19 protein-coding genes are annotated in these 24871 nt (G+C 68.9%); 6 read left to right on the forward strand and 13 right to left on the reverse strand.

The genetic code is table 11. From position 1 onward, the window contains the following. The first annotated feature begins 134 nt into the window (after positions 1-134). Positions 135-704: an ECF-type sigma factor gene (locus tag G6N75_RS02135; protein ID WP_165346423.1), complete on the forward strand. Its 570-nt coding sequence runs from the start codon at positions 135-137 to the stop codon at positions 702-704. Positions 705-745: 41 nt separating this feature from the next. On the opposite strand, the gene G6N75_RS02140 is transcribed toward G6N75_RS02135, so the two are convergent. The 10 genes from G6N75_RS02140 to aceE all read right to left on the reverse strand — a co-directional run bounded on the left by G6N75_RS02140 (position 746) and on the right by aceE (position 16228). Then, positions 746-3595 carry a serine/threonine-protein kinase gene (locus G6N75_RS02140; protein WP_165346424.1) on the reverse strand — a complete coding sequence of 950 codons (2850 nt, stop codon included), beginning with the start codon at positions 3593-3595 and terminating at the stop codon, positions 746-748. 57 nt (positions 3596-3652) lie between these two features. Beyond that, positions 3653-4924, reverse strand: a complete 1272-nt coding sequence (locus tag G6N75_RS02145; protein ID WP_165346425.1) for a DUF1302 domain-containing protein — start codon at positions 4922-4924, stop codon at positions 3653-3655. Between the two features lie 76 nt (positions 4925-5000). Continuing rightward, positions 5001-5807 (reverse strand): outer membrane lipoprotein-sorting protein, encoded by an 807-nt coding sequence (locus G6N75_RS02150; protein WP_165346426.1) that lies wholly within the window; start codon positions 5805-5807, stop codon positions 5001-5003. Beyond that, entirely contained in the window at positions 5800-8148 is a 2349-nt protein-coding gene (locus G6N75_RS02155) for an MMPL family transporter (protein WP_165346427.1), read from the reverse strand. The genes G6N75_RS02150 and G6N75_RS02155 overlap by 8 nt, the downstream gene beginning before the upstream one ends. Positions 8149-8304: 156 nt before the next feature. Continuing rightward, positions 8305-9186 carry a hypothetical protein gene (locus G6N75_RS02160; RefSeq protein ID WP_165346428.1) on the reverse strand — a complete coding sequence of 294 codons (882 nt, stop codon included), beginning with the start codon at positions 9184-9186 and terminating at the stop codon, positions 8305-8307. A 76-nt stretch (positions 9187-9262) separates the two neighbouring features. Next, complete coding sequence (locus G6N75_RS02165; RefSeq protein ID WP_165346429.1) at positions 9263-9826, reverse strand: hypothetical protein; 564 nt, start codon at positions 9824-9826, stop codon at positions 9263-9265. 72 nt (positions 9827-9898) lie between these two features. Then, positions 9899-10288 (reverse strand): MAPEG family protein, encoded by a 390-nt coding sequence (locus G6N75_RS02170; protein WP_165346430.1) that lies wholly within the window; start codon positions 10286-10288, stop codon positions 9899-9901. A 157-nt stretch (positions 10289-10445) separates the two neighbouring features. Continuing rightward, the gene (lpdA, locus tag G6N75_RS02175) at positions 10446-12254 is read right to left on the reverse strand and encodes a dihydrolipoyl dehydrogenase (RefSeq protein ID WP_165346431.1); all 1809 of its coding nucleotides are present in this window, start codon (positions 12252-12254) and stop codon (positions 10446-10448) included. 9 nt (positions 12255-12263) lie between these two features. After that, complete coding sequence (gene aceF / locus G6N75_RS02180; protein WP_165346432.1) at positions 12264-13559, reverse strand: dihydrolipoyllysine-residue acetyltransferase; 1296 nt, start codon at positions 13557-13559, stop codon at positions 12264-12266. Between the two features lie 2 nt (positions 13560-13561). Further along, positions 13562-16228: a pyruvate dehydrogenase (acetyl-transferring), homodimeric type gene (gene aceE / locus G6N75_RS02185; protein WP_165346433.1), complete on the reverse strand. Its 2667-nt coding sequence runs from the start codon at positions 16226-16228 to the stop codon at positions 13562-13564. A gap of 180 nt (positions 16229-16408) precedes the next feature. On the opposite strand from aceE, the gene G6N75_RS02190 reads away from it, so the two are divergent. Genes G6N75_RS02190 through rnt form a run of 3 tightly spaced genes read left to right on the forward strand, consistent with a single transcriptional unit; the run spans position 16409 to position 19595 of the window. Further along, positions 16409-17917, forward strand: coding sequence for a leucyl aminopeptidase family protein (locus G6N75_RS02190; protein WP_165346434.1), 1509 nt, complete (start codon positions 16409-16411; stop codon positions 17915-17917). Next, the gene (pyrC, locus tag G6N75_RS02195; RefSeq protein WP_165346435.1) at positions 17914-18948 is read left to right on the forward strand and encodes a dihydroorotase; all 1035 of its coding nucleotides are present in this window, start codon (positions 17914-17916) and stop codon (positions 18946-18948) included. Before G6N75_RS02190 ends, pyrC begins: the two co-directional genes overlap by 4 nt. A 41-nt stretch (positions 18949-18989) precedes the next feature. Beyond that, a complete protein-coding gene (gene rnt / locus G6N75_RS02200) occupies positions 18990-19595 on the forward strand; it encodes a ribonuclease T (RefSeq protein WP_165346477.1) in 606 nt (201 codons plus the stop codon). A gap of 18 nt (positions 19596-19613) precedes the next feature. Here rnt and grxD read toward each other — a convergent pair whose 3' ends face one another. Beyond that, the gene (grxD, locus tag G6N75_RS02205) at positions 19614-19937 is read right to left on the reverse strand and encodes a Grx4 family monothiol glutaredoxin (RefSeq protein WP_165346436.1); all 324 of its coding nucleotides are present in this window, start codon (positions 19935-19937) and stop codon (positions 19614-19616) included. A 30-nt stretch (positions 19938-19967) separates the two neighbouring features. Continuing rightward, entirely contained in the window at positions 19968-20546 is a 579-nt protein-coding gene (gene sodB / locus G6N75_RS02210) for a superoxide dismutase [Fe] (RefSeq protein ID WP_165346437.1), read from the reverse strand. Between the two features lie 163 nt (positions 20547-20709). Between sodB and nadC the strand changes: the two genes are divergently transcribed. Both nadC and G6N75_RS02220 read left to right on the forward strand, forming a co-directional pair. Continuing rightward, entirely contained in the window at positions 20710-21564 is an 855-nt protein-coding gene (gene nadC / locus G6N75_RS02215; RefSeq protein WP_165346438.1) for a carboxylating nicotinate-nucleotide diphosphorylase, read from the forward strand. 278 nt (positions 21565-21842) lie between these two features. Continuing rightward, positions 21843-24260: an acyl-CoA dehydrogenase gene (locus tag G6N75_RS02220; RefSeq protein WP_165346439.1), complete on the forward strand. Its 2418-nt coding sequence runs from the start codon at positions 21843-21845 to the stop codon at positions 24258-24260. 34 nt (positions 24261-24294) lie between these two features. On the opposite strand, the gene G6N75_RS02225 is transcribed toward G6N75_RS02220, so the two are convergent. Then, on the reverse strand, positions 24295-24861 hold the full coding sequence (locus G6N75_RS02225) for an NnrU family protein (protein ID WP_165346440.1): 567 nt from the start codon (positions 24859-24861) through the stop codon (positions 24295-24297). Positions 24862-24871: the final 10 nt, after the last annotated feature.

A 24871-nucleotide genomic window follows, 5' to 3' on the forward strand; every position in this document is an offset into this window, starting at 1 on the left:
CGAAACACCGTCGCACGGCTCCGGAGACTTGCCGCCGCGATCGACGCCGGCACTGCGAACGGTTCGTCTTGACGATCGCTTCGGAGCGACAGGATACTGCACCCGAAGCTGCGGCCCTGGCGGAACCTGACGACGTGGACGATGCCCCGATCACCCAGCTCCTCGGCCGCGCCGCGCGCGGCGACCGCGCCGCCGACGAGGCGTTGGTCGCCGCCGTAGTCGGCCAGCTTGAGCGCATCGCCCGCAACCAGCTGGAGGCCGGCAACCGCGGGGCGCTGGATGGGTTGACGGTGGAACCGCAAATGGTCGCGCACGACGCGATCCTGAAGCTGTTCGAACGGCCCGTCGAGTTCGAAAACCGGCGCCACTTCTTCGCCTACGCCACCCAGGTCATGGCGCGCGCGATCATCGATTACCAGCGCCAGCGCGGCGCCCAGAAGCGCGGTGGCGACTTCCAGCGCATCACCCTCTCCGCCGTGCACGACGACTCGCCGCTCGACTTGTTCGAAGTGCCGGAGGCATTGAACGAACTGCAGGCGCAGGATCCGCGCAAAGCCGAGCTGGTCGGGCTGCGCGTGTTCTGGGGCGCGACCATGGAAGAAGCCGCGGACCTGCTGGAGATTTCGCTGGCCACGGCGGAACGGGACTGGCGCTTCGCGCGGCGCTGGCTGGCCCAGCGTCTGGACCGCCTCACGCCCGACTGATTCGCCGGGCCGCCGTGCTTGCGATGCCGGCTCGGCGGGGTTCAGCGAGCGTCGCGCCGATCCGCTTCGACCCGTGCCTGAAAGCTGGCCTGCAGCGCCGTCCAGCGAGAATCCCGCCGCAGCAACGCCAGATCGGGATCCTTGAGCATGCCGAAGTGCCAGCCTTGGTTCTCGATCCCGGACTGCAGTGCCACGATCGCCGCCTCCGGCCGATTCATGCGGGCAAGAACGGCAGCGCGCGAGGGTACAGTCGCGGCGTAATCCAGCACGGCGCAGGGCTTGTCGAGCGCGCACTCGTCGTCCTGCATCGCAGCCGCCAGCCACTGCTCGGCCTCATCCGTAGCGCCGCGATCCGCCGCCAGCAACGCCAGTGTCAGCTTCGCCTTGGCCCGCTCGCCGCGCGACGGCGCTGCGTCCCCGGCCACGTCCAGCGCGCGGCGTGCCGCCTGACCGGCTGCGCCGACGTTGGCGATGCCGCGATAGGCCATGGCGAGATTACGGTAGAAACCGGCCCGTTGTCGGTCGGCGAGGTCCGTGGTCCGCTCGGCATGCTCGACCACGGCTTCGAAGTACGGCAGGGCCCGCGCCGGCTCACCCTGCAGCAGCTGCAGAAAGCCCAGCTCGAAATCCCTCATCGTGACCTGGAAGCTGTCCTCGCCGCGGTTCTCGACCAGGATCTCGCGCGATTCGGCGAATGCCTGCGCGGCCGCATCGTAGTCCCCGAGAAGCTGCAACGACTGGCCCAGCTTGAGCAGGCTGTCGGCCACCGTCGGGTGTCGCTCGCCCAGGCCGGCCCGGTCGATCTCCAGGGCCCGCTCGGCATGCACCTGCGTCGCGGTCCTCCGCCCGAGGCGCTGGTAGGCGTTGGCCAGGTTGTTGTGCAACGTGCCGAGGTAGGGATGCGTCGGCGGCAGTTCCTGTTGCACCGCGGCGAGGACCTGCTCGAAGGAATCAGCCGCGCCGTCGAGATCGCCCTGCCGGTACTGGACCACGGCCATGTTCGCACGCAGCACGTTGAGACGCTGCTGCGCGACGAGACTGTCTTCCGCCGGATCCGCGGCCAGTCTCTCGGTAATGGCCAGCGCGCGACGGTAGGCCTCGACCGCCTCGTCGAAGCGCTCGGTTCGGGACAAGACGATGGCCAGCTGGTTCAGCGCGAAACCGCCTTCCTGGCTGTCCATCATCCCTGCGGCTTCGAGCCCGTCCAGCGCCTCCCTGAACCAGCGCTCGGCCTCAGTCAGATCACCGCGTTCGCGATGCACGGCGCCCAGCTGACCCAGCATCCGGGCGAGCCGGCGCGGGTCGGTCAAACCTGCCGCGCGGTGCTCGTCGATGCCCTGCGAGACCAGTGCCTGGGCGCCGTCCAGGTCGCCCAGCGACCGGTAGATCTCGCCGAGCGACTCGAGCAGTCGAACGCGCACCGCCGGAGCGTCTTCCAGCTCATCGATTCTTTGGCGTCCGCGATCGAGTAACTCGCGTGCCGAGGGATCGGAACCGGCGTTCTCGCGCGGGTCGGCAGCGGAGAACAAGCCGACCATGAACCGCAGCGACTCCTCGGCCGTGGCCCGCTGCCGCTCTGACTCGGCCTGGGCGACGCGCGCTTCGAGCAGCCCGTAGGTCGCGGTCACCGCGCCCGTGACGATGGCAAGGCCGGCCGCAACGGCGACCGCCACCGGCCAGCGATGCCGCCGCACGAACTTGCCCGCCCGGTAAGTCAGCGACGGCGGCTGGGCCAGCACCGGCTCGTTCGCGAGGTAGCGCCTCAGGTCGGCCGCAAGCTCGGCTGCGCTGCCGTAACGCCGCTCGCGGTCCTTGGCCAGCGCCTTGAGCAGCACCGAGTCGAGATCGCCCTTCAGCCGGGCGCGCCAGGTCTGCGTGGTCGCGTCACCGGTCGTGGCGTCCGCCGGCGGCAGCTGGCTGGGCCGCGGCGTGTCGCCCTCGCGGATCTGCCGGCACATCGCCACGAAGCCCAGCGCGCGCAGCTCCCGGCCGGTGATCGGCAGCGTCCCGACCAGTAGTTCGTAGAGCACCAGGCCCAGGGAGTAGACGTCCGAGCGCGTGTCGATGTCGATTTCGCCCAGCGCGGCCTGCTCCGGGCTCATATATTCCGGCGTGCCGATCAATTCACCGAGCCGGGTCATTTTCGTCCGGTCCTCGGCGTCCCCCTCCAGCACCCGCGCGATGCCGAAGTCGATCACCTTCGGCACCGCCTGTCCACCCTGGTCGACGACCAGGATGTTCGACGGCTTCAGGTCGCGGTGGATCAGCCCCTTGCGGTGGGCGTGCTGCACGGCCTCGCAGACCGGCAGCAGCAGCTCGATGCGCTCGGCCAGGCCGAGCTGCCGCGCGGCCGCCCACTCGGTGATAGGCACGCCCTCGATGTACTCCATCGCGAACCACGGCCGACCGTCATGCAGGCTGCCGGCGTCGAACACCCGCGCGATGTTCGGGTGCTCGAGGACCGCCAGCGCCTGGCGCTCGGCCCGGAAGCGGGCCAGCGCCTCCTGACTGTCCAGGCCCCGCCGGGTCAGCTTCAGCGCCACCCGCCGCTGCACCGGCTCGGACTGCTCCGCGAGGTACACCCGCCCCATGCCGCCCTGGCCGATCAGCCGGATGAGCCGGTACCGCCCGACCATCTCGGGATCGCCGGGCAGGTCATCAGCCAGGTCGACGATCGAGGCGGCGATACCGCCGCGGCCGGCGACCGAGTCCAGCGCCCGTTCGTCACGCGCGAGCCGGTCGCTCGGCTCGAGCATGCGAACCAGCTCAGCATGCAGCTCGGGCTCAGCGGCGGCCAGCGCCGCGAGCCGGACCTCGCGGGTCTCCGTCGACAGCGCCTCCAGCTCGTGGAACAGCGCTTCAAGGCGGCGGAAAAAATCGCTGGAGTTCATCTGCTCACCCTCCCGGAGGCCGGCCCGACCATCCTACGACTCGCCGGACGCCCGTCGTCAGAACGAGGCGGTCAGCCGCAGCCAGGCGCGGCTCTGATCGCGGAACTGGCCGAACAGTTCGTCGGGCTGGCCGTGGAGCCAATCGATGCCGGCGCCCAGGCGCAGCGTATCATTCAACGCCCATTCCACCGACGGCCGGAAGGCCCCGTCGCCGTCGGCGAGTGAGCCGATCCACTCGGCGCGCAAGATGATGGTGTCCTGCAGCAGGCTTTTCTGCACCCGCACGGTGCCGATCCAGTCGGTTTGCGGCCTGACCAGGGCTGCATCGCTGGCGCCCTCCTTCAAGTGGTCGATGCCGAACTGGGCATTGACGAACAGGCCGTCCTCACCGCGCCAGTCGAGACCGATGCCGGCGAGCGTGCGCGCCTCGCGGTCGATGAGCAGTCCGGCGCTCCCGCTGCGATTTACTGGCTGGTCCGGAATGTGCGCCAGTTCAGCGCGCCAGACGAACGCCCCGGCCGAGGCTTCGAAGGTCGCGCCGAACAGGCTGCGCCGCGGGTAGTCCAGGCGCACGGTGCCATCGGGCTGGGGCGTGAAACGCGGTTCGGTGTCCGGTCCGTCCAGGACCAGCACGCTGAAGCTGCCGGCAGCGAGGCCACGGCTGAACCGCAGTCCGATTGTGGCATCGCTGGGAGCGTGGCCGCGATCGGCAACAACCAGGGGCGGCGCGACGGCGTCCAGGGGGAGACCCGCACGGCTCCGCGGCGCCAGCGGCGAGAAGGTATCCCCAGGGTTCGGCAACTGGTCGACGGTGTCGTCCAGGGCCACCGCGAAATCGAACCAGCCGTCCAGGGCCCGCTGCCGAACCCGCACCCCCCAGCGCGAGATCCGTTCCGGCCGGACCTCGGTCAGCACGAAATCACGCAGGCGCACCGGCGCGAACCGGTCGGTAACCCGCAAGCCGTCGAGCACGCCCCAAGCCACCACCTGCTTGCCCAGCACGATCTGTTGACCGGCGTGCTGACGGCTGAGCGTGGCCGCATCGATCTCCAGCCTGGCATGCTCGCTGTCGATCAGCGGACGGGACGCCGGCGCGAACGTTCGCACCGTGCCAAGACCGGTATCGTCGTCGGCCAGCTCCAGCCGGGCGCCCAGCTCCGCCTGCCACCGGTCGCCGAAGCGCCAACGCCATTCCGAGCTGGCACTGAGTCGGGCCAGGGATACTTCGCCGTCGTCGGTCCGCACCGCACTCCACAACGCCAGCTGGTGCCGCTGGCTTTCGAGCCGCGGTGCGGCCTCGGCCAGCGCGGCCGCGAGCAGCAGCGGCATCAGCGCCAGCGACCCCGCGCGACGAATCGATGCGTCACGTGTCCTTCGGACCATGGTCTTGAACCCTCTGCCGGAATCAGGGCAGGCGCGGCGCGCCAAAAGCGAGGGTCTCGGCGTCGAACACCTCGAGGCCGATCTCCGGGACGTGGCGCAACTCGCTGAAGTAGACATCGGTGCGGTGGCGCTTGAGGTGGTTGACGACGGTGAACTGCATCGCCGTCCAAATACCTTCGATGCGCTGCTGATCCAGTACTTCGACGCGCTTGAGCGGATCGCCGTGCGGATCGAGATACTCGATCTCGATCGGAATCAGGGTGTCGGGATCGACGACTGCGGTAAAGGCGGAATAGCCGAGCTCACGCGCGGTGTCCGCGTCGGGCGCATGCCCCTTCAGCACCGGCCAGCGGCGCCCGTCGCGCTCCACCTGCTCGAGCGGATCGAAGCGCCAATCATCGAGCCCGAAGCTGAAATTGTCCTGGATGTCACCGTAGGACAGGTCCGTACCGAGGAAGTACTCGGCGCGTTGCGAGGCCGGAATCCGCCGCACCCGCTCGGTCGCCGGCAGGTAAAGCCAGCTCTCGTCAACGCTCTGCTGATGCGTATGGGTCACGAACGAGGTGCCCTGGATCGCCGCCGGCGCAGTGAAGTAAATGAGCAGGCGCTCGGTACCGTCGAGGTCGGCATGGGCCACTTTTGCGACCCGCTCCCGCTGCTTCCCGGACTTGTTGGTCAGGGTGAAGTTCATGATCCCGACGCGGCCTTCGCTGGACGGCCGCGTGGCGATCCGCTCGGCCAGGGCCCGGGCGTCCGGATCGTCCGCGCGTACGTGGCCATGGGCCAGGGCGAGCGCGAGGAACAGGAGGCAGAGCATTCCGTTACGCATGAGCGAGTCTCCAGCGACGAAACTGCACGGACAGCGCCAGTGCGGGGGGTACGAGAATCAGGGCGCCGAGCATCGAGCCGACCGCACCGGCGCCGACCAGCAGGCCGAACCAGCGCAGCGGCGGCGCCGAGCTCAATCCGATCACGCCCAGCGCGAGAACCAGCGCGAGGCCGGAAATCAGGCAGGCGCGACCGATCACCGGGTACTCGCCCTCGAGCGCCTCGAACAGCGGCACCCCGGCCTGGAGCTTCTGTCGCAGGTGACTGATCAGGTGGATCCCGAAATCCACCCCCAGGCCAGTCGCGATGGCGGCCGACATCGAGGTCGCCGGCGCGATATCGATGCCTGCCACGCCCATCAGCGCATAGACGAACAGCACGCCGACGGCCACCGGCACCATCGCCAGCAGCGCCGGAGCGACGTTGCGAAAGGCCAGCACGGCGATGGCGAAAACCAGCACCATCGCCAGCGCGAGGCCGCGGAAGTGATGGTCTGCCAGGTGCTGCATCCAGCCTTCATTCACGGCGACCCGGCCGCTGATCTCGGCGCCCAGGCCGGTCTCCGCCGACCAGTCGCGAACCAGCGCCTGGAGCGCATGCACGGTCGGCTGGGTGCTGCTGAATCGATCGGTGTCCAGGCGCGCCCTAATCAGGGCGTGCTGATGGTCGTAGTCGATGAGGTGATGAAAATCGTCCGGCTCGCCGCCCGCCTCATAGAGGAACAGGTACTGCGAAGGCGCATCCTCGATGCGAGGCAGCGCGCCCGGCGGTGCGTCCGTCAGCACCGAGTGCATGTGCGAGATGTAGTCCGGGATCGCCGCGACGCGCACGACGTGATCGAGCGCCGCGATGCGCTGCGACAGCTGGTCGAGCTGAGCCAGCGCGTCGGCACGCATCAGGTCGCCCGGCGATTCGGCGCGCACCACCACGTCGAGGAAGTTGAACCCCCCCAGTGAGCGGCCCAGGGCCTGGTCCGCGAGGCGCACCGGGTCTGCGGCCTCGAAGTAGCGCTGGCGCTCGTAGTCGAAGCGAGCCTGGCCCGCCAGGGCAATCAGCGACACCACCACCAGTCCCATGCCGCCGATCGCGAGGATGGGATGCGCCAGGCAGGCGCGCGAGCGGCGCGCGATCAGCGCCTCGATATGGCTGGCCACGGCCAGCCGCGGGCGCCCCGTCCGCGGCTTCAGGTCGAGCAGCAGCATCACCGCCGGCAGCACGGTCAGCGTCAGCACACCGGCAGCCAGCACGCCGACGGCAGCGAACAGGCCGAACTCACGGATCGGCTGCATGGCCGCACCGAACGCCAGCCCGACCAGGCCGGCCATGGTGGTCACACTGGTCAGCATGATCGGGCGCCAGGTCCTGGCGATCGCGTCGCGCAACGCCGTGCGGGCGTCGGCATCCGGGTGCTCCGCCCGATAGCGCAGGTAGAACACGTTCAGGTGCAGGCTGTCGGCTACCGCCATCGCCATGATGACTACCGGCAACGCCGTCGTGATCAGGTAATAGCGGGCCCCGAGCCAGCCCATCAGCCCGATGGTGACCAGCGCCGAGGCGGCAATCACCACCAGCGGGCCGATGAACCCAGCCGGCGTGCGCAGGCCGACGACCAGGACCAGCAGCACCGCCAGGATCGCCGCCGGAATCAGGACCCGCGTGTCGGTGTCGACCGTCTCGGCGAGCCTGGCGTTCATGCCGGCCACCCCGGCCACGTGCACCGTCGTCCCCGGCGGCGCCTCGGCCTCGCCAATGGCGCGAATCGCTGCATACACCTCCCCGGCATGGTTCGGGTCGTCGACCGGAACGATCAACGTCAAGGCGTGTCCGTCCGGCGCGCCCAGCAAACCCTGCAGCATCGGCATGGCCCCGAAGCGCTCCAGCGCCAGAGCCGCCTCGGCCTCACCGATCGGGCCTTCAACCAGGATGGGCTCGACCTGCAGGTCGCCAGCGATGCCCTGGATGGCCTTCTCCCCGGCGATGCTGAACAGGTCGCCGCGACGCACGCCCGGCACCTGCTCGAAGGCCTCGTGGATGCGCCGCAGCGCCGCGAGCGCATCGGGCCGGAACAGCGACCGGCCGGTATCGTCGATCATGGCCACGACGATAGGGTCCTCGATGCCGAACAGCTCGCGGGCCCGGTCGCGCTGCTTGGCGGCCGGGTGATCGCTGGGCACGAAGGCGTCGACCGCAGGTTCCTTGACCAGCTGCCCCAGGCCCAGGCCGGCCACTGCGATCAGCAGCAGTGCCACCACGAGGGTGCGTCGCGGCGCTCGCAGCACTGCATCGATCAGCGTGTCCAGGGGCTCGGGCAGGGAACCGGAACGAACAATGGATGAGTTCATGGCGAATCTGCTCTTCGGTCGAACGGGCCTGTCCTGTCATACGGAACCAGTGCCGCAAAACCCGTCACCGAGCGCGCGGAAACGCAACGCCGGGAAGTCGCAGAATTCATACAATCAAGCGGTTACGTGACTTTATCCCGCCAATCAGGCGGTCGGTCAGGCCGGCTTTCCCAGGCGCCCCCGGATAGCACGGGCGAAACGTCCCGCCGCCTCCGGGTCGTGGCTGAGGAACATCAGGGGCTCGAAGACCTCGAGCTCCATGAGCAGGAACTGCCCGTCCTTGATCACGCCGTCCACGCGGGCATAGACCGGCAACGACGGCGCCGCCAGGGCGCAGGCCCGCGCCTGCGCCACCAGCGCCGGCTCGACCTCGACGCGCTCCGTGGTGCCGCCGAAGCGGAACTGCACCCGGTAGTCGCCGGGCTTCGCCCGCTTGCGGACCGCGTGGCTGAAGACCCCGTCGAAGAACAGCAGCGAGAGCTCGCCGGCGAAGATCTCGGGCAGGAAGGGCTGCACCATCAGGCCGCGGTCGGCGAGCGTTTCGTCGATCTGGGCCTGGTAGGCCGCCGCCTCCACCACACGGAAGCGATGAGTGCGGTAGGCGCCGCCCGAGACCGTCGGCTTGACCACGATTTCGTCCCAGCCGCGCGCACGGGCCAGCGCCGCGACGTCGGCCCGCTCGCCACGCCCGATGAAGATGGTCGGCACCAGCGCCACGCCCGCTGCCTCCAGGTCCTGCAGGTAACGCTTGTCGAAGTTCCAGTCGAGGATGTCGCCGGCGTTGCAAATGAGCACGCCGCTGGCGATGCGCGCGTCGAGCCAGGGGCGAAACTCCTCCGCGCGCTCGTAGTAATCCCAGGGCGTGCGTATGACCAGCGCTTCGAAGGCCGTCCAGTCGATCGCCGGGTCGTCCCAGATGGCCGGCACCGGGGTGATGCCGAGTTGCTCCAGTTCCCGGGCCAGCAGGCGGTCGTCCTCGAAGAGGTCGGGGTACTCGGCGCAGGTGACAAGAGCGACGCGGCGGTGGGAGGTTTTCATCAACTGGTCATCGCCCCTTCCGAACCAGGCTTGTTCCTATATATGACGAGAATCGATGCCTCCACATCTGGTCTGCTCAGGATGCGAGCGCTCCCGCTCCCAAACCGATCGTCAGACCCCATAGGGCCACGGTGAAAACACCGAACAGGACGATCCCCTGGTGTACGCGTTCGTTCGAGGAAACCGCACCCAGGGCGCCGATCAGTACTGCGCTCACGTGAACCAGCCGGGCTGGGTGATTCAGCGCCATGTCGAGGTTCAGCGACGCATTCAGTCCCGCACTCAATCCCCAGACGGAAAACCCCGAAAAGAGCGCCACTCGGGCGTGAAAATAGTGTTCCCTCCAGGACTTGACCTGCTCCGGATTCTCTGGAATCAGAGCGACCGCCATGAAGTAGATCAGGCCCGGAAGCGAGAGCGCCAGAACGAAACGTGGAAAGGTCCATTCGACGACCTCCCGGTATGACCAGAACGCCCAAAAACTCGCGGCCACGGTCGCGAGCATGAGCAGGCTCATGACGAGGTGCACCCAGTACCTGCGCGACGGATCGATCGCCGCCCGCAGGCCCCCGAGAATGCGAAGCGCGGCCAGAGAGTAGAGGAGCCCGAAAGCTATGGCCAGGTACTCGAACAGGGTCAAGGGGCTACCTCTGCCGGGGTCTAACACCAGAGCCAAGCCGCGCCGAGAAGCGGCGTCGGCTCGAAGGGATTGTCAGGCGCCACCTGCGGCTGACCGGAACAGGATATAGGCAGCCGCCACCAAATACGCCGTGAACGTTAATGCCATGCCACTGACCCGGAAGGCAAACACCTCCGCTTCACGCGATACACCGAATGCGTGCAGGACGCGACCGGCAAGCAGCATGAGGCCAATGGCGTGAGTCAGCAGGGCCGGCGAGCCCGAGATTTCAGCCCCAGCCAGAAGCAGAAGGCCCAGCGGCGCGTACTCGGCAAAATTGGCATGGGTACGTATGGCGCGGAGCATGAGCGGGTTACCGCCATCACCGAGGGCCAGCTTGTACCGCCTGCGCAACCGCAGCGTGCGAACGCTAAGAGCAACGAACAGTAGCGCGAGCAGCGCGGTGTAGAAAGGCCAGATCACGACTCACCTCCGATGATGGCTGACTCGCTGTGGGCGTACCAAACGCCGCACAAAATCGGCGAGCTCGATAGGCGGTACCGGCTCGAGCTCTGCAAAGCCATGAACTTCCACCCGCGGCAATCTTGGCCCATTCCTCCACGAGGCCTGTCAACCGGGTTTACTTCCCGCGTTTCTTCGGCAGGTACAGGTCCGTCAGTGTCCCCTCGAACGCCTCGGCCGCCATGGCGACGGTCTCGGACAGGGTCGGATGCGGATGGATGGTGAGGCCGATATCGGCGCCGTCGCAGCCCATCTCGATGGCCAGCGCGGCCTCGGAGATCAGGTCGCCGGCGTTGGTGCCCACGATGCCGGCCCCGATGAGCCGCCCGCTCTTCGGCTCGAACAGCAGCTTGGTGACGCCCTCGTCCCGGCCGATGGCGAGTGAGCGGCCCGAGGCGGCCCAGGGGAACACGCCCTTCTCGTACTCGACACCGTCGGCCTTGGCCTTCGTCTCGGTGAGGCCGACCCAGGCGACCTCGGGATCGGTGTAGGCGACCGATGGGATCACGCGCGCGTCGAAGGCGCTCTTCTCGCCGCTGGCGACCTCGGCCGCGACCTTGCCTTCGTGCGTCGCCTTGTGGGCCAGCATGGGCTGGCCGACGATGTCGCCGATGGCGAAGATGTGCTTGACGTTCGTGCGCTGCTGGCGGTCCACGGGGATGAAGCCGCGCTCGACCTTGACGCCCGCAGCCGCGGCGTCGATCGCCTCGCCGTTGGGCTTGCGCCCCACGGCGACCAGCACGCGGTCGTAGGTCTGCGGCTTGTCCGGCGCGTTCTTGCCCTCGAAGCTCACCTTGATGCCGCCCTTGAGCGCCTTGATCCCGGCGACCTTGGTCCCGGTCATGATCGCCGCGTAGCGCGCCTTGATGCGCTTCTCCAAGGGCCGCACCAGGTCGCGGTCGGCGCCGGGCATCAGGGTGTCGGTCAGCTCGACCACGCTCACCTTCACGCCGAGCGCGTCGTACACGCAGGCCATCTCGAGGCCGATGATGCCGCCGCCGATGACCAGCAAACTCTTCGGCAGCTCGTCCAGCGCCAGCGCGCCGGTGGAATCCATCACCCGCGGGTCGTCGGGCATGTCGGGCAGCGCCATGGACTCGGAGCCGGCGGCGATAATGCACTGGCGGAAGCTGAGTTCCTGCTCGCCGTCGGCGCCGTCGAGTTGCAGAGTATGCGGCCCGGTGAACTTCGCCGTGCCGTGCAATACCTTGACCTCGCGCTGCTTCGCGATGGTGTCGAGGCCCTTGGTCAGGCGCCCGACCACGCCCTCCTTCCAGCTGCGCAGCTTGTCGAGCTCGATCTTCGGCGTGCCGAAGACGATGCCGTGCTCGGACATGTGCGCGGCTTCCTCGATCACCTCGGCGGCATGCAGCAATGCTTTCGAGGGAATGCAGCCGACGTTCAGGCACACGCCGCCGAGCGTGTCCCAGCGCTCGATGAGCGTCACGTCGCGGCCGAGGTCGGCGGCGCGGAACGCCGCCGTGTAGCCGCCCGGACCGGCGCCGAGTACCAATAGATCGGTATCGTAGTCGCCTTCGGACTCTTCCTGTTCCTCGTCCTTTTCCTCGCCCTCCGGGCGCCCGACCGCGGCGGCCACCCCCCCCACCTCCGGCGCCTCGCGCCCAGGCTCCGGCGGCGCCTCCTCGGACTCCGGCTCGGACTCTTGGGCCTCGTCCGACTTCTCTTCCTCGACGGCCACGACCGCGATGAGGTCGCCCTCCGACACGCGGTCGCCCTTGCCCACCTTCAGCTCGACGATCTTGCCGGCATGCGTGGCCGGTACGTCCATCGAGGCCTTGTCGGTCTCGAGCGTGACCAGGCCTTCGTCCACCGCGACGCTGTCGCCCTCGCCGACCAGCACCTCGATGATCTCGACGTCGGTGAAGTCGCCGATGTCGGGGACGCGGATTTCCTTGTTGCTGCTCATGGTGCGCCCCTAGGCCAGCAGCCGGTCGGTGTCGGCCAGCAGCTCGGCCAGGTAACGCGTGAAGCGCACTGCGGCGGCGCCGTCGATGACGCGGTGGTCGTAGGACAGCGACAGCGGCAGCATCAGCCGCGGCACGAACTCGCCGTCCTGCCATACGGGCTGCATCTGGTGGCGCGACACGCCGAGGATCGCCACCTCGGGCGCGTTGATGATGGGCGTGAAGAAGGTGCCGCCGATGCTGCCCAGGCTGGAGACGGTGAAGTTTCCGCCCTGCATGTCGGCCGCGGCGAGCTTGCCCTCGCGCGCCTTCTCCGACAGCTCGCCGAGCTCGCGCGCCACCTGGAACAGGCTCTTCTTCTCCAGCTCCTTGATCACCGGCACCACCAGCCCGCCCGGCGTGTCCACCGCGAAGCCGATGTTGTAGTAGTGCTTCACCACCAGCTGCTTGCCGTCCGGATGCAGCGAGGCGTTGAACTGCGGGAACTCTCTGAGCGCCTTGACGCAGGCTCGCAGGATGAACGCCAGCGGCGTAAGCTTGGCGCCTTCCTTCTCGGCGTCGGCCTTGAGGTCCTTGCGAGCGCGCTCGGTCTCGGTGATGTCGGCCTCGTCGAACTGGGTGACGTGCGGCAGGTTGACCCAGGAGGCGTGCAGCCGGGGCCCGGAGATGCGCTGCACGCGCGACAGTTCCTTGAGCTCGGTCGGGCCGAACTTGGAGAAATCCACCTCGGGCACCGAGGGCAGTCCCGCGCCCGCGCCGCCGCCCTGCAGCGCCTGCTTCACCCAGGCCTTGACGTCGTCATGGGTGATGCGGCCCTTGACGCCGCTGCCCTTCACCTGCGCCAGGTTCACACCCATCTCGCGCGCGAACTTGCGCACCGAGGGACCGGCATGGACTTCGGCGCCGGGCTGCGGGGCCAGGTCCGGCGGCGCGTAGCCCGTCCGGCCGCGCGTCTCCTTCCGCTCGGCCTTAGCGTCCTTCTCGGCCTGCTCGCTCTTCTCGGGTTCTTGTTTCTTGCCGGCTTGCTCGCCCTCGGGGGGCTTTTCTTTCTCGCCACCCTCGTGCTCGCCGCCCTCCAGCACCACGATGACGTCGCCTTCGGACACGCGATCGCCCTTGCCGACCTTGACTTCGGCAACCGTGCCGCCGGAGGGCGCCGGCACGTCCATCGAAGCCTTGTCGGTCTCCAGCGTGATCAGCGGGTCCTCGGCGGCGACCGTGGCGCCCTGCTCGACGTGCACCTCGATAATCTCGACGTCGGTGAAGTCGCCGATGTCGGGGACGCGGATCTCCTTCCCGCCGGCCATGCTCAGAGCTCCACCGGGTCGGGCTTGTCGGGGTCGATGTCGTAGGCCCGGATCGCCTGCTCCGCCGCCTTCGCCTCGATCACGCCGTCGGCCGCCAAGGCCGCGAGCGCGGCCGCGGTGATGTAGCGGCGGTCTACCTCGAAATGGTTGCGCAGCGGGGCGCGCGCGTCGCTGCGGCCGTAGCCGTCGGTGCCCAGCGTGACGAAGCGGCCGGGCACCCACTCGCGCACCTGGTCGGGCACGGCGGTCATGTAGTCGGTCGCGGCGATGAACGGCCCTTCACGTCCGGCCAGGCACTGCTCGACGTACGACTGCTCCGGCTTCTGCGCCGGGTGCAGGCGGTTGCGGCGGGTCACCGACAGCGCCTCGCGGCGCAGCTCGTTGAAGCTGGTGACGCTCCAGACGTCGGCCTCCACGCCGTGCTCCTCGCGCAGCAGGTCGGCCGCCGCCAGCACCTCGCGCAGGATGGTCCCGGAGCCCATCAGCTGGACCCGCGGCTGCCTGGATTCACCCGCGTTACGGAGCTCGTACATCCCCTTGAGGATGCCGTCCTCCACGCCCTCGGGCAGCGCCGGGTGGACGTAGTTCTCGTTCATGCAGGTGACGTAGTAGAACACCCGCTCGCCGCGCTGGAACATGCGCTTGAGACCGTCGTGGACGATCACCGCCAGCTCGTAGCCGTAGGCCGGGTCGTAGGAGCGGCAGTTGGGCACGGTCGAGGACAGGATGTGGCTGTGGCCGTCCTGGTGCTGCAGGCCCTCGCCGGCCAGCGTCGTGCGCCCGGCGGTGCCGCCGATCAAAAAACCCCGGGCCTGCGCGTCGCCGGCCGCCCAGATGAAGTCGCCGACGCGCTGGAAGCCGAACATGGAGTAGAAAAGGTAGAAGGGCACCATGTTGACGCCGTGGTTGGCGTAGGCGGTGCCGGCGGCGGTCCAGGCGCACAGCGACCCGGCCTCGTTGATGCCGAGCTGCAGGATCTGGCCGCTCTTGTCTTCCTTGTAGTAACTCAGCGTCTCGGCGTCCTGCGGCGTGTAGAGCTGGCCCTCGCGGGACCAGATGCCGAACTGGCGGAACATGCCTTCCATGCCGAAGGTGCGCGCCTCGTCCGGCACGATCGGTACGACATGCTTGCCGACCGACTTGTCGCGGCACAGCGCGGTCAGCATCCGCACCATCGCCATGGTGGTCGAGATCTCGCGGTCGCCGCTGCCCTCGAGCTGGGCCTTGAAGACTTCCTCGCAGGCCGGGATATCGAGCGGCGGCGCCTTGGCGATGCGCCGCGGCAGGTAGCCGCCCAGCGCTTCGCGCCGCGCCTTCAGGTACTCGATCTCGCGGCTGTCGTCGGCCGGCCGGCGGAACGGGACCTCGTCGATCTCGGAGTTGGAGATCGGGATGTCGAAGCGGTCGCGGAAAGCCTTCAGGTCTTCGAGGTCGAGCTTCTTCTGCTGGTGGGCGATCATCCGGCCCTCGCCGGCGGCGCCCATGCCGTAGCCCTTCACCGTCTTGGCGAGGATCACCACCGGGCGGCCCTCGGTCTCCATCGCCTCCTTGTAGGCCGCGTAGACCTTGCCGCGGCTGTGGCCGCCGCGGTTCAGGCCCCAGATCTCGGCATCCGACATGTTGGCCACCATGGCCTTCAGTTCGGGATACTTGCCGAAGAAGTGCTCGCGCACGTAGGCGCCGTCCTTGGACTTGAAGTTCTGGTAGTCCCCGTCCACGCACTCTTCCATGCGCTGGCGCAGCAGGCCCTTGTCGTCGCGCGCCAGCAGCGCGTCCCAGCCGTGGCCCCAGATCACCTTGATCACCTTCCAGCCGGCGCCCTGGAAGGTCGCCTCGAGCTCCTGGATGATCTTGCCGTTGCCGCGCACCGGCCCGTCGAGGCGCTGCAGGTTGCAGTTGATGACGAAGACCAGGTTGTCGAGGCCCTCGCGCACCGGCAGGCCGATGGCGCCCATCGACTCGGGCTCGTCCATCTCGCCATCGCCGAGGAAGGCCCAGACCTTGCGGTCCGAGGGCTCGACCAGGCCGCGGTGCTCGAGGTACTTGGTGAACTTGGCCTGGAAGATCGCCTTCATCGGCCCGAGGCCCATGGACACCGTCGGGAACTGCCAGTAGTCGGGCATCAGCCAGGGATGGGGGTAGGACGAGAGGCCGCCGCTCACTTCCTGGCGGAACTTCAGCAGGTCGTCCTCGCCGAGGCGGCCCTCGAGGAAGGAGCGCGCGTAGATTCCGGGCGCCGAGTGGCCCTGGATGAAGATCATGTCGCCGCGGTTCTCTTCCGTGGCGCCGCGCCAGAAGTGGTTGAAGCCCACCTCGTAGAGCGTCAGGGAGGAGGCGTAGCTGGCGATGTGACCGCCGTACTCGGAGCTCTGGCGGTTGGCGTGCACCACCATGGCCATGGCGTTCCAGCGCAGCCAGGCCTCGAGGCGCTTCTCGATCTCGCGGTCACCCGGGTAGGAGGGCTCGCGGGCGGCCGAGATGGTGTTCAGGTAAGCGGTGTTCGGACCGAAGGGCAGGTAATGGCCGGCGCGGCGCACGTGGTCGATCAGGCGCTCGACCAGCCAGTGGGCGCGCTCGCCGCCGTGCACCCGCAGCACCGAGTCGATGGAATCCAGCCATTCCCGGGTTTCATCCGGGTCCCGGTCCTGGAACTTGGGGTCGTGGGACATGTTCGCGGGCTCCCCTCGGGGCGGGAGCGACCGGGGCCTCCAGGGGTCGCTCGGGTGAATATTCGCGGCCTTGCTGCTACGATGACGCCCCGCAAAAACAGGGACCAGACACGTCGCGACCGTCGTTGTTTTGCGCCGGTTATCTTCGGTTCTAGCGCCCCTCCAGGTCAAGGATAAGGAATGACCAGTCTGCTGCCGGAAGGCACCCTGCCCCGCCTCGTGCGACGTCGTGACCCGAAAGCGCTGCCGCAGCTCGACCACCTCCTCGTGCTGCTGCCGGCCGGCGCCGCCCGCGGCGCGTGGCAGGCGGTGCCCGGCGGCGATGCCCTGGCCGCCGCAGCACGGCGCCGCAAGCTGACCAAGGCGGGCGCCGTCTTCACTCTTCATCTCGATTCGCCGTGCCCGGTCACGGTCGCCACGCTGGACCCCGCGGCCGCGGCGTTCGCGCGGCTGTCGGTCGCGCGCAAGGCGGCGGCGGAGATCCGCTCGCACCGCCCGGCCAAGGTCGGCGTGATGACGGCGGGCGCCCCGGCCGCGGCGGCGCCGGGCTGGCTCGAGGCCGGCATCGCCGCGCTGCTGGCGGCCGAAGGCGAAATGCCGAAGTTTCGCCGCAAGGCGGAGCCGGGCCACTCGCGGCTGTCCACCATCACGCTGCTCGACGAGGCGCCGGACCTGGACCTGAAGCGGCTGCGTGCCGAGGCCGAGGGCAATCATCTCGCCCGCTGGCTGGCCGCGCTGCCGCCCAACCGGCTGGATGCGGCCGGCTATCGCAGCCTGCTCGAAGAACTGGCCGGCCGCGAAGGCTGGGAGATGAGCTTCCTCGGCGAACGCGAACTGGCGGAGCTCGGGGCCGGCGCTTTCCTCGCCGTGGCCCAGGCCAACCCGCATCGCGACGCCGGCATCGCCCGGCTGCGCTACCGGCCGCGCGGCGCCGACCCGGCTGCAGCGCTGGCGCTGGTCGGCAAGGGCATCTGCTTCGACACCGGCGGCACCAACCTGAAGCCGTTCCGCGCCATGCTCGACATGCAGGAAGACATGCAGGGCAGCTCGGTCGCGCTCGGCACCCTGCTCGCGCTGACGCGAGTCGGCTTCGACCAGCCGGTGGACTGCTGGCTGGCGATCACCGAGAACCGCATCGGCCCGGCGGCCTACAATTCGCGCGACGTGGTGACCGCCCTCAACGGCACCACCATCGAGGTGATCCACACCGACGCCGAGGGCCGCATGGTGCTGGCCGATACCCTGGCGCTGGCGGCGCGCGAACAGCCGGCGCTGGTCATCGACTACGCCACCCTGACCGGCGCCTGCGTGGCGGCGCTGACGCATCGCTACAGCGGGGTGTTCGGCAACCGCCCGGCGCTGCTCGAGCGCGCGGTCGCGGCCGGGCGCGACTCCGGCGAGCGGGTCTGGTCCTTCCCCATGGACGAGGACTATGACGAGGCGCTCGAAAGCCGGGTCGCCGACGTGCAGCAGTGCTCGCTGGACAACGACGGCGATCACATCCTCGCCGCGCGCTTCCTGCAGCGCTTCGTGCCGGACGAGCTGCCCTGGCTGCACGTCGATCTCGCCGCCGGCCACCACAAGGGCGGCCTCGCCCACGTGCCGACCGCCCAGACCGGCTTCGGCGTGCGCCTGACGCTGGCGATGCTGCTCGACCACGACCTGGGCGCCCCGGAGAGCGAAGCATGAGACTGACCCTGCGTCGTCCCGACGACTGGCACCTGCACCTGCGCGACGGGGAATTGCTGCGCGCCGTCCTGCCCTACACCGCGGCCCGCTTCGCCCGCGCCATCGTGATGCCCAACCTCTCGCCCCCGGTGACGACGACCGCGGCCGCCCTCGCCTATCGCGACCGCATCCTGGCGGCGCTGCCGGCGGGCAGCGACTTCCAGCCGCTGATGACGCTGTATCTCACGGACAACACTCCGCCCGAGGAGATCCGCCGGGCCCGGGACAGCGGCGCGATCGCGGGCGTGAAGCTCTATCCGGCCGGGGCGACCACCAACTCGGATTCCGGCGTCACCGACATCTGGCGCTGCGAGGCCGCGCTGGCCGCCATGGAAGAAGCGGGAATGGTGCTGCAGGTCCACGGCGAGGTCACGCACGCCGAGGTGGACGTGTTCCACCGCGAGCGCGTGTTCATCGAGAACATCCTCGCACCGGTGGTGGAGCGCTTCCCGCGGCTCAAGGTCATTCTCGAGCACGTCACGACCGCGGACGGCGTGGACTTCGTGCGCGGGGCGCGCGACGGCGTGGCGGCCACCATCACGCCCCAGCACATGATGCTGAATCGCAACGCGCTGTTCGCCGGCGGCCTGCGCCCCCATCACTACTGCCTGCCGGTGCTCAAGGCCGAGCGCCATCGCCAGGCCGTGCTGGATGCCGCCGTCAGCGGCAGCGCGCGCTTCTTCCTCGGCACCGACAGCGCGCCGCATACCCGCGGCAGCAAGGAGTCGTCCTGCGGCTGCGCCGGCATCTATTCCGCGCCGGTAGGCATCGAGATCTACGCCGAGCTGTTCGAGCAGGCCGGCGCCCTGGACCGGCTGGAAGCCTTCGCCAGCGAGTTCGGGCCGCGCTTCTACGGGCTGCCGCTGAACGAGGACCGGATCGTGCTCGAGCGGCGTCCCTGGCAGCCGCCCGCGGAGTACCGCGTCGGCGCCGACACCCTGGTGCCGTTCCGCGCCGGCGAGACCGTCAGCTGGTCGCTGGTGAGCGCGTGAGCGACGTCCCGGAAGAACCCGGGAGCCCGCCGGCCGGGCTGATGGCCGGCCGCTTCCGTGCTTTCCTGCCGGTCGTGGTCGATGTCGAGACCGGCGGCTTCAATGCCCGCACCGATGCCCTGCTGGAGATCGCCGCGGTGCTGATCGAGCCGACCGAGGACGGAAGCTTCGCGCGCGGCGAGGACTGGCGCTACCACGTCCAGCCCTTCCCGGGCGCCAATTGCGACCCTGCCTCGCTGGAGGTCAACGGCATCGATCCCTGGCATCCGCTGCGGCCGGCCCTGCCCGAGCGCGACGCCCTGCAGCGGATTTTCCGCGAGGTCCGCACGGCCGTCCGGCGGCACGGCTGCACCCGGGCCATCCTGGTGGGTCACAACTCCTTCTTCGACCTTAATTTCCTCAACGCCGCGGTGGAGCGCTGCGGCATCAAGCGCAACCCCTTCCATCCCTTCTCCAGCCTCGATACGGCGACGCTGGGCGCCGTGGCGTATGGCCAGACCGTGCTGTCGCGCATCGTCGAGGCCGCCGGGCTGGAATGGGACAGCAGCTCGGCGCACTCCGCCGGCTACGACGCGCGCATTACCGCCGACGTGTTCTGCACCATCGTCAACCAGTTCCGCGACATCTACGAGTCGCGGCAGGGTTGAGGCCTGCAACCGGGCGAGTCAGGCCTTGGCAGCCGACTCGTCCAGCAGCTTCTTCAGCTCGCCCGAGTGATACATCTCGACCACGATGTCGCAGCCGCCGATCAGCTCGCCGTTGACGTAGAGCTGCGGGTAGGTGGGCCAGTTGGAATAGGCCTTCAGCCCTTCCCGGATCTCAGGATCCTCGAAGATGTTGAAAGAGGCGAAGTCGGCGCCGCAGGCCCGCAGCGCAGCCACTGTCTGCGCCGAGAAGCCGCACTGCGGAAAGTCCGGCGTCCCCTTCATGAACAGCAGCACCGGACTCGACTCCAGCGTCTGCTTGATCCGCTCGTTGATGGCTTCCATCGACACTGTTCTCCTGCTTGATGTTCCGGCTCATTCCAGGTTCGACGCGACGAAATCCCAGTTCACCAGTTGCCAGAAGGCTTCCAGGTACTTGGGGCGCGCGTTCCGGTAATCGATGTAGTAGGCATGCTCCCAGACGTCGCAGGTGAGCAGCGGCTTGCTGTCGCCGGTGATCGGCGTTTCGGCGTTGCTGGTCTGCACGATGGCGAGCTTGCCGTCGGGCTGCTTCACCAGCCACGCCCAGCCGGAGCCGAACAGGGTCACGGACTTGTCCGAGAACTGCTCCTTGAACGCCGCGAAGGAACCAAAGGCGGCGTTGATGGCCTCGGCCAGCTTGCCGGTCGGCTCGCCACCGCCGTTCGGCGCCAGGCAATGCCAGTAGAAAGTGTGGTTCCAGACCTGGGCCGCGTTGTTGAACACGCCGCCCGTGCTGCCGCGGACGATGTCTTCCAGCGACTTGTCGGCCCACTCGGTCCCTTCGATCAGGGGGTTGAGCTTGTCGACGTAGGTCTTGTGGTGCTTGCCGTAGTGGTACTCGAGTGTCTCTTTCGAAATATGCGGCTCGAGCGCATCCATGGCATAGGGCAAGTCAGGCAGGGTGTGCGCCATTGCGTACTCCTCGAAACTGTATCGCGCTGGATGAATGAAGGGGCTTGCAGCCCCATACGTATAACCCGAAGTATAACAGAGCCCCTCCGCCGGGCAGGGCGCGCCGGGGCCGGAACGCGGCCTGCCGGGCTATACTTCCGCCGCCCGCTGCGAAGGAACAAGCATGCGCCCGCCCCAGCTCCCCGCCGACCTGGACGACGTCGTCGCCCGCGCCCTCGCGGAAGACGTGGGCCCCGGCGACGTCACCGCCGACCTCGTACCCCCGGGCTGCCGGGCCGAAGCCACGGTCATCACCCGGGAGGACGCCGTGCTGTGCGGGACGGCCTGGTTCGAGCGGGTTTTCGCCATGCTGGACCCAGCGGTTTCGATCGCCTGGCAGGCCGCGGACGGCGACCCGGTCGCGGCCGGGGCCGAGCTCTGCCGGCTCGCGGGGCCGGCGCGGCCGCTGCTCAGCGGCGAGCGCACGGCGCTGAACTTCCTCCAGTCGCTGTCGGGCACCGCGACCCTTGCCCGGCGCTACGCCGACGCCGTCGCCGGCACCGGCTGCCGCGTGCTGGACACGCGCAAGACGGTGCCGGGGCTGCGCTCGGCGCAGAAATACGCCGTCGCCTGCGGCGGCGCCGCCAACCACCGGCACGGCCTCTTCGACGCGCTGCTAATCAAGGAGAACCACATCATCGCTGCGGGCGGCCTGGACCAGGCGCTGCGGGCGGCCCGCGCGCGGCATCCCGGGCTCACGCTGGAGATCGAGGTGGAGTCACTGGTGGAACTCGACCTCGCCCTCGCCGGCGAGCCGGACATCATCATGCTGGACAACTTCGACCTGGCCGCGCTGCGCGAAGCCGTGGTCCGCACGCACCGCGCCCCGGGGGCCATCCGCCTGGAGGCCTCCGGGAACGTTTCGCTGGCCACGGTCCGCGCTATCGCCGAGACCGGCGTGGACTACATCTCGGTGGGCGAGCTGACCAAGAACCTGCGCGCGGTGGATCTCTCGATGCGCTTCCGGCTCGAGGCCTGAAACCGGCCCCCGAATCCCTGTTGCGGCGCACAACCCGGGATTGCCCGGGGCCTCGCACCTGACCGGCCCGGGGCACCGCGGACTATGGCCGGCCGCCGCCGCCGCGCTGCCCCTCGGCGTTGATTTTGCAGCGCAAAAACCGAATCCCAACGGCTGTTTGAATCGAAGACCTGTTTGCTTGCAGGGCCCCGTTTGAGTGGGTTATAAGCGAATGATGCGGCGCGGCAGATGCGGTGCAAAGCCAGCTGCGCCCGGCTCCCGACATGGCGGAGGACACCATGACTGCTCTGACTATCCTGTTACTTACCCTGGTCGTCGCCGGCACGCTCGCCTACCTGCGCAGCAGCCTGACGGTCTGGACCGGGGCCCTGGCGGCGCTGCTGCTCGTGATCCAGCTGGCCGGCGGCGGCCTGTCCCCCGCCCCCTGGATCGTGTTCGCGGTGGCGGCCGGACTCCTGAATCTCAAGCCGCTGCGCCGGACCCTGCTGAGCCGGCCGCTGCTGAAGTGGTTCAAGTCCGTCCTGCCGCCGATGTCCCAGACCGAGAAGGACGCCATCGACGCCGGCACGGTGTGGTGGGACGCGGAGCTGTTCACCGGCCGCCCGAACTGGAACGCCCTGCTGCGCACGCCGCGGGCCGAGCTGACCGACGAGGAGCAGGCCTTCCTTGACGGCCCGGTCGAGGACCTCTGCCGCATGCTCGACGACTGGAAGATCAACCACGAGCTGGACGACCTGCCGCCGGAGGTCTGGGACTTCCTCGGCAAGCACCGCTTCTTCGCCATGATCATCCCGAAGGAATACGGCGGGCTCGATTTCTCGGCGCGCGGCCAGTCCGAGGTGGTGATGAAGATCGCCAGCCGCAGTGTGGCCGCCGCGGTGACCGTCATGGTGCCGAACTCCCTCGGCCCCGGTGAGCTGCTGATGCACTACGGCACGCCGGAGCAGAAGCAGCACTTCCTGCCGCGGCTGGCCGACGGCCGCGAGATCCCCGCCTTCGCCCTGACCGGCCCCTGGGCCGGCTCCGACGCCGGCTCGATGCCCGACGAGGGCGTGGTCTGCAAGGGCGAGTACAAGGGCAAGGAAGTGCTCGGCTTCCGCGTCAACTGGGCCAAGCGCTACATCACGCTGGGCCCGATCGCCACCATTCTCGGCCTCGCCTTCAAGGCGCGTGACCCCGACGGGCTGCTGGGCGGCAAGAAGGAGCTGGGCATCACCTGCGCCCTGATCCCGACCGACACCCCCGGAGTGGAGATCGGCCGCCGCCACAACCCGGCCGGCGCCTTCCAGAACGGGCCCAACAGCGGCACCGACGTGTTCGTGCCGATGGAGTGGGTGATCGGGGGCCAGCCCCAGGTCGGCAACGGCTGGAAGATGCTCATGGACTGCCTGTCGGTGGGCCGCGCCATCTCCCTGCCGGCGCTCGGCACGGCCGGCGGCAAGACCGCGGCGCGGATGACCGGCGCCTACGCGCGGGTGCGGCGCCAGTTCAAGATCCCGATCGGCCGCTTCGAGGGCATCGAGGAGCCGCTGGCCCGCATCGCCGGCGTCACCTACCGGATGGATGCGGCGCGCGTCCTGACCGCCACGGCGCTGGCGCTCGGCGGCAAGCCGTCGGTGCTCTCCGCGATCCTGAAGTACAACAACACCGAGGGCATGCGCCAGGCGATCAACGACGCCATGGACGTCCACGCCGGCCGCGCGGTCTGCCTGGGGCCGAAGAACTACCTCGCCCAGACCTACCAGACCGTGCCCGTCGCGATCACGGTGGAAGGCGCGAACATCCTGACGCGCAGCATGATCATCTTCGGCCAGGGCGCCATCCGCTGCCATCCCTACGTGCTGAAGGAAATGCTGGCCGCCGCCGACACCGACGAGACCGCCGGGCTGAAGGCCTTCGACGAGGCCTTCTTCGCCCACGCCGGGTTCACCATCAGCAACCTGGTGCGCTCCTTTGTGCTGGCCGTCACCGGCGCGCGCTTCGTCAAGGCGCCCGACCTCGGGCCGACCGCGCCCTATGCCCGCAAGCTGACCCGCATGAGCGCCTCCTTCGCCCTGCTGGCGGACGTCGCCATGCTGACTTTGGGCGGCGACCTGAAGCGGCGCGAGAAACTCTCCGGCCGCTTCGCCGACATCCTCAGCCACCTCTACATGGCCTCGGCCGTGCTGAAGCGCTTCGAGGACGACGGCCGGCCCGCCGCTGACCTGCCGATCGTGCGCTGGGCGCTGGACGATTCGCTGGCCATCATCGAGGAACGCCTGGACGGCATCCTGCGCAACTTCCCGGTGAAGGGCGTGGGCGGCTTCCTGCGGCCCTTCGTGCTGCCGCTCGGCCGCCGGTTCCGGCCGGCCTCGGACCGGCTCGGGCACGAGGTGGCGAAACTGCTGCTCAGCCCCTCGGAGACGCGCGACCGGCTCACCGCCGGCATGTTCTACGAACTGAACGCGGACGACCCGCTCGGCCTCATGGAACTCGCGCTGCAGAAGGTCATCGCCGCGGAGCCGATCGAGCGCAAGCTCGGCACCAGCGTCACTGCCGCGAACCTGGAGCGGGTGCTCGCGAAGGGCCTCGCCGAAGGCCTCATCAACGAACTCGAGGCCGAGGAAATGCGCGAGGCCATGGCCCTCACCGCCGAGGCCATCGCCGTTGACGACTTCCCCGGCCGGCCGCGCCAGGCGGGACAGCAGGCCGCCTGACCGCGCCCGTCCCGCCGGTCCGGCATGCCGGTCGCTAGCCGACCGGCATGCCGAACAGCAGGGCGTGACCGCCGCGGATCAGCGCCATCCAGGCGGCGACGCCGACCAGTACCGCCACCAGGTCGAAGACCGGCCCGTTCCGGCCGGCCTTCGGCTGCCAGGGCCGGCGCCAGGCAGCCGCCAGCACGACCAGCGACCACACGAGGAAGCTGCCGAACAGGATAACGTCGGCGACCCGCCCGTTGGCCAGCAGGTGAACGGCGGCCCAGAGCACCACCGCGATCAGCATGGGGTGGCGCAGGCCGTCGCGGATCTTGCCCGGCAGGTAGGCGGCGATGAACAGCACCAGCGCGGGCGCCATCACCAGCGTCGCCGCCATGCGAGTCCAGGGCGGCGACTGCCATAGCACGGCGCTGGTCCAGCGCACCTGGTCGTAGCCGATGATCAGCAGCACGAAGCCGACGATCGCGGGCACCGAGTACGCCGCCTTCCAGCCCCACACGCCCATGCGGTCCATCATCGACTGGCGGAAATCGGGCGCGACCACCCGGACCAGGTGAATGCTGAAGAACAGCAGCAGGCCGAGAATCAGCAAGGTCATGAGCAAGCTC

It is taken from the genome of Thioalkalivibrio sp. XN8, from assembly GCF_011058255.1.
GTDB lineage: Bacteria > Pseudomonadota > Gammaproteobacteria > Steroidobacterales > XN24 > XN24.

What these genes read in the sequence shown, in the direction of transcription:
- G6N75_RS02140 (WP_165346424.1), bottom strand. Translation starts at nt 3,595, where the DNA reads ATGAACTCCAGCGATTTTTTCCGCCGCCTTGAAGCGCTGTTCCACGAG.
- G6N75_RS02145 (WP_165346425.1), bottom strand. Translation starts at nt 4,924, where the DNA reads ATGCCGCTGCTGCTCGCGGCCGCGCTGGCCGAGGCCGCACCGCGGCTC.
- G6N75_RS02150 (WP_165346426.1), bottom strand. Translation starts at nt 5,807, where the DNA reads ATGCGTAACGGAATGCTCTGCCTCCTGTTCCTCGCGCTCGCCCTGGCC.
- G6N75_RS02155 (WP_165346427.1), bottom strand. Translation starts at nt 8,148, where the DNA reads ATGAACTCATCCATTGTTCGTTCCGGTTCCCTGCCCGAGCCCCTGGAC.
- G6N75_RS02160 (WP_165346428.1), bottom strand. Translation starts at nt 9,186, where the DNA reads ATGAAAACCTCCCACCGCCGCGTCGCTCTTGTCACCTGCGCCGAGTAC.
- lpdA (WP_165346431.1), bottom strand. Translation starts at nt 12,254, where the DNA reads ATGAGCAGCAACAAGGAAATCCGCGTCCCCGACATCGGCGACTTCACC.
- aceF (WP_165346432.1), bottom strand. Translation starts at nt 13,559, where the DNA reads ATGGCCGGCGGGAAGGAGATCCGCGTCCCCGACATCGGCGACTTCACC.
- aceE (WP_165346433.1), bottom strand. Translation starts at nt 16,228, where the DNA reads ATGTCCCACGACCCCAAGTTCCAGGACCGGGACCCGGATGAAACCCGG.
- G6N75_RS02190 (WP_165346434.1), top strand. Translation starts at nt 16,409, where the DNA reads ATGACCAGTCTGCTGCCGGAAGGCACCCTGCCCCGCCTCGTGCGACGT.
- pyrC (WP_165346435.1), top strand. Translation starts at nt 17,914, where the DNA reads ATGAGACTGACCCTGCGTCGTCCCGACGACTGGCACCTGCACCTGCGC.
- rnt (WP_165346477.1), top strand. Translation starts at nt 18,990, where the DNA reads ATGGCCGGCCGCTTCCGTGCTTTCCTGCCGGTCGTGGTCGATGTCGAG.
- grxD (WP_165346436.1), bottom strand. Translation starts at nt 19,937, where the DNA reads ATGGAAGCCATCAACGAGCGGATCAAGCAGACGCTGGAGTCGAGTCCG.
- sodB (WP_165346437.1), bottom strand. Translation starts at nt 20,546, where the DNA reads ATGGCGCACACCCTGCCTGACTTGCCCTATGCCATGGATGCGCTCGAG.
- nadC (WP_165346438.1), top strand. Translation starts at nt 20,710, where the DNA reads ATGCGCCCGCCCCAGCTCCCCGCCGACCTGGACGACGTCGTCGCCCGC.
- G6N75_RS02220 (WP_165346439.1), top strand. Translation starts at nt 21,843, where the DNA reads ATGACTGCTCTGACTATCCTGTTACTTACCCTGGTCGTCGCCGGCACG.
- G6N75_RS02225 (WP_165346440.1), bottom strand. Translation starts at nt 24,861, where the DNA reads ATGACCTTGCTGATTCTCGGCCTGCTGCTGTTCTTCAGCATTCACCTG.